The organism is Streptomyces sp. NPDC055140 (assembly GCF_053607285.1).
The window spans coordinates 104,705-117,317 of the sequence record NZ_JBSGTG010000010.1 but is presented as its reverse complement, the minus strand read 5'-3'; the positions used below and the strand labels follow the sequence as shown (position 1 = coordinate 117,317).

The following is a 12,613-nucleotide window of genomic DNA, read 5'->3' as shown; positions in this document are numbered from 1 at the left end:
TGACTGAGTCGGCTCACGCGAAAGGCGCGGCATGACGTCACCCCAGGACTCCGCCCCCACGTACGTCCACCCCTACATCCCGAACGCGGTCCCCGCCGTACGGCAGGCGATGCTCGAGGAGATCGGCGCGGCGAGCGTCGAGGACTTCTACGCCGACATCCCGGACGCCATCCGGCTGCACCGCCCCCTGGACCTGCCGGCCCCGCTGCGCTCGGAGGCCGAACTCACCCGCCACATGGAGGAGTTGCTCAGCCGCAACACCTCGACCCGCCAGGCGCTCAGCTTCCTCGGCTCCGGCTGCTACCAGCATCACGTGCCCGCGGTCGTGGACGAGGTGGTCAACCGCAGCGAGTTCCTCACGGCCTACGCGGGCGAGCCCTACGAGGACCACGGCCGGTTCCAGGCGCTGTGGGAGTACCAGTCGATGATGGCCGAGCTGCTCGATGTCGAGGTCGTCAACGTCCCGGTGTACGACGGCTTCCAGGCCTCGGGGACCGCGCTGCGCATGGCCGGCCGGATCACGGGCCGCCGCCGCCTGGTCGTCGCCACGGCCGTCGATGCCGACAAGCTCTCCCGGATACGCGACTACGTGCGCCCCGACCACGACGTGACCGTCGTCCCTGTCGACCCGGACACCGGCTGCGCCGACCTCGACGCCGTACACGCGGCGCTCCGTGCCGGCGACGTGGCCGCCGTGTACGCGGACGCTCCCTCGGCGCTCGGCATCGTCGACGAGGCACTGCCACGGCTTGCCGAACTCGCCCACGCAGCAGGGGCGTTGTACGTCGTGGGCTGCAACCCGCTCACACTCGGCGTACTCGCGCCGCCGTCCGCGTACGGCGCCGACATCGCATGCGGCGACATCCAGCCGCTCGGCCTCCACCAGAGCTTCGGTGGCGGCAACGCGGGCTTCATCGCCACGCGGGACGAGGAGCCACTGGTCGCCGAATATCCGTCCCGCCTGTTCGGTCTCGTACCGACGACTGTCGAGGGCGAGTACGGCTTCGGAGATGTCGCCTACGAGCGGACCTCGTTCGCGCTGCGCGAGGAGGGCAAGGAGTGGGTCGGCACGGCCGCCGCGCTCCACGGGATCGGCGCCGGGGTCTATCTCGCGCTGATGGGACCGCAGGGCATGCGGGAGATCGGCGACACGATCCTCTCGCTCACCGCCTACGCCCGCCGGCGCCTCGCCGAGGTGCCCTGTGTCGAGGTCCCGTACGGCGACGCCCTGCACTTCGCCGACTTCACCGTCCGCTACACGGGCGGCAGGACCTCCGCCGAGATCCGCACCGACCTCAAGGAGCGGGGCATCTTCGGCGGCACCCCGACCGGCCCACGCGAAGCCGCGTACTGCGTCACCGAAGTCCACACCAAGGCCGACATCGACCGGCTCGCCGCGACCCTCGAGGAGATCGTCAAGTGACCGCCGTGCACACGCCCGTGTCCGTCTCACCCGAGGAGGCGCGCGTCGCCGACAAGCCGCGCCTGCGCCGCTTCCAGCAGGCGTCCTGGGACGAGAGGCTGATCTTCGAGCTGGGCTCGCCGGGCGAGCGGGGCGTCCTCGTGCCCGCCGCCGATCCGTCCGTCGGCCAGGTCGGGATACCCGCCGCCCTGCGGCGCGCCGCACCGCCCGCCCTGCCCGAGATGTCCCAACAGCAGGTCCTTCGCCACTACTTGCGCCTGTCGCAGGAGAACCTCGGCGCCGACCTCAACATCGATGTCGGCCAGGGCACCTGCACCATGAAGTACAGCCCCAAGGTCAACGATCAGTTCGTGCGCGACCCGCGGATCGCCGCGCTGCACCCGCTGCAGGACGAGGACACCGTGCAGGGCGTTCTCGGCATCATGCACAGCCTGGAACAGCTCCTCAAAGAGATCTCCGGCATGGACCGGGTCTCGCTCCAGCCGGGCGCGGGCTCCGCCGCGATCTACACGAACGTGGCCATGATCCGCGCCTACTTCGCCGCGCGCGGCGAGCTGGAGCAGCGTGACGAGGTGATCACGACGATCTTCTCCCACCCGTCGAACGCGGCCTGCGCGAAGACCGCCGGCTTCAAGGTCATCACCCTCCACCCGGACGCCGACGGCTACCCGGACATCGATGCCCTCAAGGCCGCGGTCGGCCCCCGCACGGCCGCCCTCCTCATCACGAACCCAGAGGACACGGGCATCTACAACCCGCGCATCGAGGAGTTCGTCCGGATCGTGCACGAGGCGGGCGGCCTGTGCTCGTACGACCAGGCCAACGCGAACGGCGTCCTCGGCATCACGCGCGCACGGGACGCGGGCTTCGACCTGTGCCACTTCAATCTGCACAAGACGTTCTCGACCCCGCACGCGTGCGGTGGTCCCGCGGCCGGCGCATGCGCGGTCACCCGGGACCTCGCCCCCTATCTGCCGCGCCCGACGGTCGAGTTCGACCCGAAGACGGGCGCATACGGCCTGGACGACGACCGGCCGGAGTCGGTCGGCAAGATGCGGCCGTTCCACGGGGTCGTTCCGAACCTCGTCCGCGCCTACGCCTGGATCATGTCACTCGGCGCGGAGGGCCTGCGTGCCGCCGCCGAGACGGCCGTCCTCAACAACAACTACCTCCTGCACAAGGTCCGGCAGATCCCCGGCGTCTCGATCCCCTACGCGGCCGGGCGCCCGCGCGTCGAGCAGGTCCGCTACAGCTGGGAGAAGCTCCACGAGGACACCGGGCTGCACTCCGAGGACATCGGCCTGCGCGCCGCGGACTTCGGCACGCACTACTGGACCAGCCACCACCCGTACGTCGTGCCGGAACCCATGACACTGGAGCCGACCGAGTCCTACACGCGTGCCGACCTCGACGAGTACGCGGCGATCCTCGCGGAGATCGCGCGCGAGGCCTACGAGGACCCGGAGACCGTGCGCACGGCCCCGCACCGCTCGACCATCCACCGGGTACGCCCCGAGGCCCTGGACGACCCGGCGACGTGGGCGGTCTCGTGGCGCGCGTACCGCCGCAAGGTGCTCGGTGAGGCGACCCGTTGAACGCGGCTCCGGCGCGCCGAGCGACCCCGACGCAGGGGACCCGGCCGCCCAGGATCGGCCTGGTGGTCAACCCGGTCGCCGGGCTCGGGGGCCGGGTGGGCCTCGGCGGCACGGACACCCCTGACCGGCCCCGCCTGGCGCTCTCGCTGGGGGCACGCCCTCAGGCCGGGACGCGCGCGGCGGCCGCGATGAGTGAACTCGCCCTGAGATTGAGCGAGTTGGCGGGTGCGGGGCGACCACGGCGGGGGGTGGCTCCGAGCTTGGGGTCGACCTTGGACGTGGCGTCGGGCTCGGACGTGGCGTCGGGCTCGGGGTCGGGATCGGGCTCAGGCGTCCTCGTCGTGACGGCCGACGGTTTCCTGGGCGCCGATGCCGTCGCGTCCGCCGGGCTTCCCACGCGGGTCGTGTACGCGGCCGGGCACGGACGGGACACCTCGGCCGCGGACACGGCCGCCGCGGTGCGCGCCGTCGTCGCCGAGGGCGTCGATCTGCTGCTCTTCGCCGGTGGCGACGGCACCGCGCGGGACGTGCTCGCCGCTCTGGGGGACGAGCCCTGCCCCGTGCTCGGCGTCCCGACCGGCGTGAAGATGCACTCGGCCGTCTTCGCCGTCAGCCCGCGCGCCGCGGGCGAGGTCGCCGCCGCGTGGCTGGCCCGCAAGGGAGCCGTACGCCTGCGGGACGCCGAGGTGATGGACCGCGACGAGGACGCCCTGAACGAGGGCCGCGTCACGTCCCGGCTCTTCGGCTGGCTCCGCGTCCCCGACCTGCCCGTCCGCGTGCAGCAGCGCAAGACCGGCAGCACCGCCACCGCGCCGGAGGCGGTCGGCGGCATCGCGGCCGACGTCGCCGAGCGCGTCGGCGACGGTCTGCTCGTACTCGGCCCCGGCAGCACCACCCGCGCCGTCGCGGCCGCGCTCGGCGCGGACGTCTCCCTCACCGGCGTCGACGTGCTGCGCCTCCATCCCGTCCGGCCGCCGCGCGTCGTGGCCCGCGACGCCACCGAGGACACCCTCCTCGGGCTCGGTCCCGCGTGGATCGCGCTGTCCCCCATCGGCGGCCAGGGCTTCCTCCTCGGCCGCGGCAACCAGCAGATCTCGCCCCGGGTCCTGCGCGCGGCAGGCGGCCGCGGCTGTCTGCTCGTGGTGTGCGGCGAACAGAAACTGGCCGCGCTCGCCGGCCGCCCCCTCCTCCTCGACACCGGCGACGACGCGCTGGACGCGGAGCTCGCCGGCCACCTCCCCGTGATCACCGGCAGGCGGCGTACGTCGCTGTACCGGCTCGCCACATGACCACCCAGCCCTCCCCGACAGCGGACACAAGGAGCCCAAGATGATCTCCCTTGACGGCAAGCGCGCCATCGTCACCGGCGGCGGAGCCGGTATCGGCCGCGCCACCGCCCAGGTCCTCGCCGAGCTCGGCGCCCGCGTGGTGATCGCCGACATCGACACGGAGGCCGGCGAGCAGACGGCGAAGGACGCCGGAGGGACGTTCGTGCGCTGCGACGTGTCCCGGCGCGAGGACTGCGAGTCCGTGGTGAACACGGCGCAGGAGCGGTTCGGCGGCGTGGACGTGCTCTTCAACAACGCCGGCATCATCCGCCGTTCGACGGTCTGCGAGATCACCGAGGACGACTGGGACCTGGTGATGGCCGTGAACATCCGCTCGGTGCTGCTGATGAGCCGCCTGGTGATCCCGGGGATGGCGGCGCGGGGCGGCGGCTCCATCGTCAACACCGGCTCGGGCTGGGGCATCCGGGCGGCGGCCGGGCCGTGTCGTACTGCGCCTCGAAGGGCGCCGTCGTCAACATGACCCGCGCGATGGCCATCGACCACGGCCCCGACAACATCCGCGTGAACTGCGTCTGTCCCGGCGACACCGCGACCGGCATGCTCGCGGAGGAGGCCCGCCAGCTCGGCGAGAGCTCCGACGCGTTCTACGCCGATGCGGCCGACCGTCCACTCGGCCGCATCGGGCAGCCCCGCGACATCGCGCAGACCGTGGCGTTCCTCGCCTCGGACGCCTCGGCGTTCCTGAGCGGGGCGATCATCCCGGTCGACGGCGCCGGTACCGCGTAACCCGCCGGTAGCGGATAATCGACCGGACCGAAGGGGAGGGCAGCCTCACATGCCAATCGAAAACCGCCCGCTGCGCGAACAGGTCAAGGAGGAACTGATCAAGCGCCTCGGGCGCGGCACGATCGCGACCAACGAGCCGATCAACGAGGGGCAGCTCGCCACCGAGCTCGGCGTCAGCCGTACTCCGCTGCGCGAGGCCCTGATCACGCTGGAGCGCGAGGGCGTCATCACCAGCGAGCGCGGCAAGGGCTTCCGCTTCACCGCGCTCAGCGCGCAGGAGTTCCGTGACCTGTCCGCGATCGTCGCGACGCTGGAGGCGCTGGCCCTTGAGTCCAGCGACCCCGAGCATCTGGCGGCGACGGCTCCCCGGCTGCTGGAGGAGGCGCGCGCGTTCTCGGCTCCGCAGGCGCCGCACGACGTCATAGAGCGGTACGACGACGCGTGGCACGACCTGCTTCTGTCGGGCTGCACGAACGATCGCCTGATGAAGCTGATCACCTCCCTGAAGGTGACGATGCACCGCTACGAGCGGGTGGCCCTGGGCGACCAGGACATCCTGGAGCGTTCCGCCGTGGAGCACGAGCGGATCGCCGAGTGCCTCCAGCGCGGCGACCTCGACGCGGCGGTCGTGGCGCTCAAGGAGAACTGGAACAGCGGCATGCACCGGATCCTGGAACACCTCAAGGACTGAGCCCGAGTCCGGGGCGGCGTGGGGCAGGCCCCCCGCGAAGCCCTGGGGCCGGTCCGCCACCGGTCTTGACCCGCGCCGCCCCTTCGGGGTCCGATCACTCCGGACCCGCCGTGCGACCCAGGGACTGTGACCGCATGACTTTGCAGATCAGCGCCACCAACCCCGAACATCCGGCCCTCCTCCTCGAACTCCCCTGGCATGTCCCCTTGGAGGAGTGGCCGGACAAATACCTGGTGCCGCTCCCCCGTGGCATCTCGCGCCACGTCGTCCGATACGCCCGTGCGGGCAGCGAGGTCGTGGCCGTGAAGGAACTCGCCGAGCGGCCCGCGCTGCGCGAGTACGAACTCCTGCGCACCCTCGACCGTCTCGCGATACCCGCGGTCGACCCCCTCGCCGTGGTCACCGGCCGCACGGACGCCGACGGAGCGCCTCTCGAACCCGTCCTCATCACACGCCACTTGGGCGGCTCGCTCCCCTACCGCTCCATGTTCGAGACGACGATGCGCCCCGGCACCGTGCACCGTCTGATGGACGCCCTGGCCGTCCTCCTCGTGCGGCTGCATCTGGCGGGATTCGCGTGGGGGGACTGCTCGCTGTCCAACACCCTGTTCCGGCGGGACGCGGGCGCGTACGCCGCCTACCTCGTGGACGCCGAGACCGGGGAGCTGCACCCCCGGCTCAGCGACGGGCAGCGCGCGTACGACATCGAGCTCGCCCGGGTCAACATCAGCGGCGAGATGCTCGACCTCGAGGCGTCCGGGGCCCTGCACCCGTCCATCGACCCGATCGCGTTCGGCACGGAGATCGGGGAGCGCTACGACGCGCTCTGGACGGAGCTGACGCGTACCTCCGTCTACCCGGCGGGCAAGCACCACTACATGGAGCGCCGCATCCGCCGCCTCAACGATCTGGGCTTCGACGTCGCGGAGATGCAGATCTCGCACGCGGACCGGGGGGACACCGTCACGTTCGTGCCGAAGGTCGTGGACGCGGGCCACCACCAGCGCCAACTCCTGCGCCTCACCGGCATGGACGCCGAGGAGAACCAGGCGCGACGGCTCCTGAACGACCTGGAGAGCTGGATGGCCACGCAGGAGGACTACGCTCCGGGCGACCCCCTGGGAGCGCGCGCCGAGGTCCTCGCTCACCGATGGGTGCGCGACGTGTTCCGGCCGACCGTGCGCGCGGTACGCGACCACGTGCCGGACCGGACGGACGCGGCCGAGCTCTACCACGAACTGCTCGAACACCGCTGGTACCTGTCCGAGCGGGCGCAGCACGACATCGGTCTCGACGCGGCGGTCGAGGACTACGTCAGGAACATTGCCGGCCGGTCGCGGCCCTGACCGCGCCCGCAACGAAGATCGTCAAGGACGGAACCGGTGGCGCGGACCCGTCGTGGTAGCACCGAGGAAGACGCGCGACGAGGGGAGACGATCATGACCGGGAGTGTGCGGGTCGACGGGAACAGCCTGGTGCTGCCGGGCGGTGCGCGGGTGCGGTTCGTACGCACGCTGCGGCTGCCGGAAACCGGAACGCATCCGCTGCCGCCGGGGCTCGGCGAGTTCCCGGTGCGCCGGGTCGAGGACTACGCCGGCTCGGTGCCGCCTCAGTGGCGGGCGCGCGGCGGCGTGATGCTGCCGATGTACCTGCGCGAGGCCATGTGGCTGAGCTTCGCGGGGACGGCCGAACCGGCCGCGCTCCAGGTGGGTGCGGGCAAGGTGTGCGCCATCTCGGGTCTGCCGTGGAGCAGCCGGCTGTCCCGGGATCCGCAGAACTACGTGGTGCTGCCACGCCAGCCGTGGCTCGACGGCATCAAGTCCGGGAAGGGCACGGTACGTCAGTTCGTGGCGCTGCCCCTGGGGCTCGGCGCCACGGTCGAGGGCCAGGTCACCGGCGAGGAGACCTGGGGCGGGATCCAGCTCCAGGCCTTCGCTCTGACCGAGCCGGCGCTGGGGGCCTGGCGCGCGGAGGAGGCTCGCAAGCGGGAGGCGGCCGCGCGGGCGGTGCCGCCGGCTCCCGGCGGCATGGAGTGGATGGGGTCGTCCGGCGGTTACGGGGCGGCACCGATGCCGGCCGCGCCGGGTGCGGCACCGCAGGCTCAGGCGGCGCGTTCGATGGGGCTCGGCGCGGGCGGCACGATGCGCCAGCAGGTGTTCCGGGACGACCGGCCCGGGTCCGACTGGGCCGAAGCGGCCGCGGGCCGCGTGTTCGTGCACCTGGTGACGCCGCCGGACTGGCGCCGTATCACGGGCGAGGAGCCGCCGCCGTCGCCGGTGGACCGGGCCGCGTACACGAGGGCGGGGCTGCCCTGGTTCGACTACTACGACGAGGGCGCCGAGGATCTCGCGCCGACGGACACACTCGGGGCGGTGAAGCCGGCGGGTGACTGGCTCGGCGACGACCACGAGCCGTGGCAGGCGCCCGGCGCGCACCAGGTCAAGCCCCTGGGGGACGCGGGCAAGCCCGTGGCGGACGGCGACTGGTGAGTGCGCGGTGCGGCGGGGTCGGTTCGCCGGCCCCGCCCTGCGGCCTGCCCGCGTGCGCGACGGCGCATGCGCGGGCGGCCGGTACCGTGGCCGCTACGTAATGGCGAGTGACGGCACCGGCCGCAGCCAGTGAGCCCTCGATCTGCCCGGGAGAAGTGCCCGAACTGGGCCAAGCGATGCACTTTCCGGTCACATGGATCGGAATATGACAACTGGCCTTGCACTGTTCCCGAAACAGATCCGAGGGTTCGACGGATACCCAACACCGGGAAATTCAGCCATTTTCGAGCGTCCCGGTCCAGGTGTCCCATCGGCGTGGCCGCGCGGCCCCTGGCGTTCAAACCAGCAGGTCGCCGACCCCACGGGCTCCATCATGACGCACCGGCTGATCGTTTTCTTCGGGCAATGTTTATTACCAAAGGTGATGGGAGTAATTAGACTGCACTCGCTCAACTCGGCGTGGACCTCAAGGGATTACCCACCATGAACAAGACGGCGCTCCGCGCCCTGCTCCGTGAACGGCGCGCCCTGATAGCCCCCGAATCCCACGGCTTCATCCGCCCCACAGGCCAGGGCCGGCGCGCCCCCGGCCTCTCCCAGCACCAGGTGGACCAGCTGCTCCACCGGACCCTGGGGACGTACCACCGGCTGGAATCGGGCAGTTACCCCAACCCGCCCGCGGAACTGCTGCACGACGTCGCACAGCTCTTCGGCCTCAACGAGCAGGAGTGGGTGCTTCTCTGCCGGTACGCACTGCGCCGGGACCCACCGGGTCCGCTCCACCCCTCGTCCGGGAAGGAGGTGCCCGGGGTGTGGCAGGAGGCGGTCGAAGGTATCGGACACATGGCGTACGTGACCGACGCATCCTGGGATCTCCTCGCCTGGAACCAGCCCTTCCGCGCCCTCTTCCCCGGCAGTCGCATGCCGGGGAACACGATGCGCTGGATGCTCCTGGATCCCGACGGCCGCAAGTCCTTGACGAACTGGCATACGGCCTGGGCCCCGTTGGTGATGCCACAGCTTCGGGCGGCCCTCGCCTCCAGGCCGCGCGACGACACGTTGCGCCAGATCGAGAAGGAAGTCCTCGCGGACCCCGAGGCCGCGCCCATCTACGAGTCGGGCGGCGCCTCCATCCACCCCGACGGGGACGAACGCCCCCTGATGCACGCGGTGCACGGTCCCGGCTGGGTGACGATGTGCGCCGCGCAGCCTATGACTGCTCCGGGCGCACGCCTGATCATCCTTGTCTTCCATCCCGGCACACGTCGCTCCCACACGCGTACGCCGATGCTCCGGGGCGGATGGAGGTGATCAAGGTCCGTCCACTGGGGACGGGCGAAACGCGGTGAAGTACGTTGAGCGGCACCCCCCACATCCCGACCCAGCCCTGTGGGAGACACCGTGCCCGCTTTCGTCTCGATGCCACGAACCGTCCTCGGAGCCCACAAGGTCACCACGGAGGACATAACCGACGACATCCGCAACCGTCACCCGGATCACCCCAGACTCGCAGTGATCCTGCGCGTCCTCGCCAATTGCGGAGTGCGCACGCGGTACTTCACCCGCCCCCTGGACTCCCCCACGGTCTCGGGTTCGGCCGGAGTACGCGAGCGCGCCGAGGCCGCCTTCAGTGATGCCCTCGGCATGGCGGAACAGGCCGCGCTGACCGCACTCGACAGCACGGGAGTGCCGCTCGGAGACATCGACGCGATCGTCACCACCCACTCCACGGGCTGGTCCGTGCCCAACCTCGACGCCCATCTCGTCGCCCGGCTCGGGCTACGGCCGACCGTACGGCGAGTGGCACTCACGACACTGGCCTGCGCGGGTGGCACCCAAGCCCTCATCCGGGCGACCGACCTCGTCGCGGCACGCCCCGGAAGCAAGGTCCTGGTGGTGGCCTCGGAGACGATCTCCAGCGTGTACAACCACAACGACACCAGCATCGAATCGATGATCTACAAGTCGTTGTTCGGCGACTCGGCCGCCGCGACGATCGTCAGCGGCGAGCCGCTCGCGCCCGGTCTCGCGATCGACGACAGTTTTGAGCATGTCCTGCCGGACAGTCTCGACCGGTACAGCGGCCGGATCGACACCGACGGGCTGCACTTCGAATCCACCAAGAGGGCCCTCGCGGCCACGGACGACGTACTGCCCGCACTCCTGGACTGGGTCGGCACGCGCGCTCCGGGTTTCGTCGTCATCCACCCCGGTAGTCCACGCATCATCGCCGGCACAGCCACTGCCCTGGGCCTCACCCCCGAGGCCGCCCGGCACTCCACGGACACCCTCTCCGAGGAGGGCAACCTCGGCGGCGTCAGCATTCTCCGGGTCCTGGAGCGCACCCACACCGCGCCTCCCGCCGCCGGAACCGAAGGCGTCGCCGTCGCCTACGGGCCCGGCTTCACCACCGCCGCCCTCCACGGCCACTGGCACGCCTGACACACCGCTTCCCTCATGTCCCATCGAGACACATGTCCCATTGGGACATCATGGGTGTACGCTCGAAGACATGAAGGCGAAGGACCCCGCTCCCCTCACAGAACCCGTCGAGGACCGTCGGCAGCGCAAGGCCCGGCAGACCCGGGAAGCGCTCGCCGCCGCGGCCGTCGGGCTCGTGCTGGAGCGGGGTCTGGGCGCCGTCACCGTAGAGGCCATCGCCGACCGCGCCGACGTCACGCGCCGCACCTTCAGCCGCCATTTCGGGGGCAAGGAGGACGCCGCCCTCGACTTCACCCGCACCGACGCCGACCGGATCAACGCGGCCCTGCGCGCCCGCCCCGCGAGCGAGCCCCCGATGCTCGCCTACCGCAGGGCCGTCGAGCAGTGGCTGGCGGAACCGTCCGCCCCGCACCGCAGGCCGCACATGCGCGCCCTGCTCGCGGCCCTCGACACGGAACCGGCGCTCTTCGCCGCGTACGAACGCCTCCGGGTGGACGCCCAGGACGAGTCCGTGCGCATCATCGCCGACCGGCTCGGCACCGACCGGGACCGGGATCTGCGCCCGGCCGTCGTCGTCGGCGCCGCGGCCGGCGTGCTCACCGCCGCCCTGCGCCAGTGGGCCCGCGGCGGCGGGCACGACACAGATCTCGCAGACCTGGTGGGGCAGGCCTACGACGCCCTGACCGGGGAGGCCGTCCTCGCGTCGGCCCCCCACATCGCAACCAGAGAGTGAACAGCACCATGAGCACCACGAACACCCCGGCACCCGTCAGCGACTACGCGACCGAGTTCGCCGGCAGGACCGCCCTCGTCACCGGCTCCGCCTCCGGTATCGGCCTCGCCACCGCCCGCCGCCTGGGCCGTGGCGGCGCGAACATCGTGATCGCCGACTACAACGCCGACGGCGCCGAGAAGGCCGCCGCCGAGCTGACGGCCGAGGGCATCACCGCCGCGGCCGTCGCCGTGGACGTCACGAAGCCGGAGTCGGTCGAGGCCGCGGTGAAATTCTCCGTCGACACCTTCGGCGGCCTCGAACTGGCCGTCAACAACGCCGGGATCGGCGGCGAGAGCGCCCCCACCGGCGCGTACGACATCGATGTCTGGAACCGCGTCGTCCGCACGAACCTCGACGGCGTCTTCTACTCGATGCGCCACGAGCTGCCCGCCATCGAGGCGTCCGGCAAGGGTGGCGCCATCGTGAACGTCGCGTCGATCCTCGGCTCGGTCGGCTTCGCCGGCTCCCCCGCCTACGTCGCCGCGAAGCACGGCGTCGTCGGCCTGACGAAGACCGCGGCCACCGAGTACGCGGCGAAGGGCATCCGCGTGAACGCGGTCGGCCCCGGCTTCATCGACACCCCGCTGCTGCGGCAGATGGACCAGGAAGCGTACGACGCGCTGACGGCGCTGCACCCGGCGGGCCGCCTCGGTCACGCCGAGGAGGTCGCCGAACTGATCGCGTTCCTGCTCTCCGACCGCGCCTCCTTCGTGCACGGCAGCTACCACCTCGTGGACGGCGCCTACACCGCGCGCTGAGGTGCGATCAGCTCTCCCCGGCTCATGACAAACCGCAGGTCCGTGAGCGCCTCGAGGCCCGCGCGCGGGTCGCCGGACACGGCGATCAGGTCGGCCGGACGCCCGGGGGCGAGCAGTCCCGCGCGGCCGCCGGCGCCCAGCGCGTCGGCGGCCTCCGTGGTGTCGAGGACGCGCGGCGCCGGCAGCGCGATGCGCTCGTCCCGCTTGTCCCGCTCGTCCGCCAGGGCCTCGACCTCGGTGCGTCTCCCTACCGCGACGACGGTGTCCCCGTCCGTGAGGACAGCGCCGTCCTCGACACAACGGCTGTCGGGACCGGTCACCACACGCGCCGCCGTGATCAGCTTCCTGCTGCTCATCCCGAACTT

The 12,613-nt window shown here is 71.6% G+C and carries 11 protein-coding genes and 1 pseudogene; 11 read left to right on the top strand and 1 reads right to left on the bottom strand.

Annotated elements, in window-relative coordinates; translation table 11 throughout:
* Positions 1-31 precede the first annotated feature (31 nt).
* The 11 genes and pseudogenes from gcvPA (at position 32) to ACWFR4_RS20690 (ending at position 12,248) form a co-directional block, all read left to right on the top strand.
* A complete protein-coding gene (gcvPA, locus tag ACWFR4_RS20740; protein ID WP_453653818.1) occupies positions 32-1,423 on the top strand; it encodes an aminomethyl-transferring glycine dehydrogenase subunit GcvPA in 1,392 nt (463 codons plus the stop codon).
* Positions 1,420-3,018: an aminomethyl-transferring glycine dehydrogenase subunit GcvPB gene (gene gcvPB, locus ACWFR4_RS20735; RefSeq protein WP_453653816.1), complete on the top strand. Its 1,599-nt coding sequence runs from the start codon at positions 1,420-1,422 to the stop codon at positions 3,016-3,018. The genes gcvPA and gcvPB overlap by 4 nt, the downstream gene beginning before the upstream one ends.
* A 260-nt stretch (positions 3,019-3,278) precedes the next feature.
* On the top strand, positions 3,279-4,307 hold the full coding sequence (locus ACWFR4_RS20730; protein WP_453653814.1) for an ATP-NAD kinase family protein: 1,029 nt from the start codon (positions 3,279-3,281) through the stop codon (positions 4,305-4,307).
* A 40-nt stretch (positions 4,308-4,347) separates the two neighbouring features.
* Positions 4,348-5,093, top strand: a pseudogene (locus ACWFR4_RS20725) (SDR family NAD(P)-dependent oxidoreductase).
* Positions 5,094-5,142: 49 nt separating this feature from the next.
* Positions 5,143-5,784, top strand: coding sequence for a GntR family transcriptional regulator (locus ACWFR4_RS20720; protein WP_266933058.1), 642 nt, complete (start codon positions 5,143-5,145; stop codon positions 5,782-5,784).
* A 134-nt stretch (positions 5,785-5,918) separates the two neighbouring features.
* On the top strand, positions 5,919-7,130 hold the full coding sequence (locus ACWFR4_RS20715) for a DUF4032 domain-containing protein (protein WP_453468767.1): 1,212 nt from the start codon (positions 5,919-5,921) through the stop codon (positions 7,128-7,130).
* A 93-nt stretch (positions 7,131-7,223) separates the two neighbouring features.
* The gene (locus ACWFR4_RS20710; RefSeq protein WP_453653812.1) at positions 7,224-8,273 is read left to right on the top strand and encodes a hypothetical protein; all 1,050 of its coding nucleotides are present in this window, start codon (positions 7,224-7,226) and stop codon (positions 8,271-8,273) included.
* Between the two features lie 483 nt (positions 8,274-8,756).
* A complete protein-coding gene (locus tag ACWFR4_RS20705) occupies positions 8,757-9,584 on the top strand; it encodes a helix-turn-helix transcriptional regulator (protein WP_453653810.1) in 828 nt (275 codons plus the stop codon).
* A gap of 90 nt (positions 9,585-9,674) precedes the next feature.
* Positions 9,675-10,715 (top strand): PhlD, encoded by a 1,041-nt coding sequence (locus ACWFR4_RS20700; RefSeq protein WP_453653808.1) that lies wholly within the window; start codon positions 9,675-9,677, stop codon positions 10,713-10,715.
* 70 nt (positions 10,716-10,785) lie between these two features.
* Positions 10,786-11,448: a TetR/AcrR family transcriptional regulator gene (locus ACWFR4_RS20695; protein WP_453469209.1), complete on the top strand. Its 663-nt coding sequence runs from the start codon at positions 10,786-10,788 to the stop codon at positions 11,446-11,448.
* Positions 11,449-11,456: 8 nt separating this feature from the next.
* Positions 11,457-12,248 carry an SDR family NAD(P)-dependent oxidoreductase gene (locus tag ACWFR4_RS20690; RefSeq protein ID WP_453653806.1) on the top strand — a complete coding sequence of 264 codons (792 nt, stop codon included), beginning with the start codon at positions 11,457-11,459 and terminating at the stop codon, positions 12,246-12,248.
* On the opposite strand, the gene ACWFR4_RS20685 is transcribed toward ACWFR4_RS20690, so the two are convergent.
* Positions 12,233-12,604 (bottom strand): hypothetical protein, encoded by a 372-nt coding sequence (locus ACWFR4_RS20685; protein ID WP_453653804.1) that lies wholly within the window; start codon positions 12,602-12,604, stop codon positions 12,233-12,235. The two genes, ACWFR4_RS20690 and ACWFR4_RS20685, sit on opposite strands and share 16 nt — an antisense overlap.
* Positions 12,605-12,613: the final 9 nt, after the last annotated feature.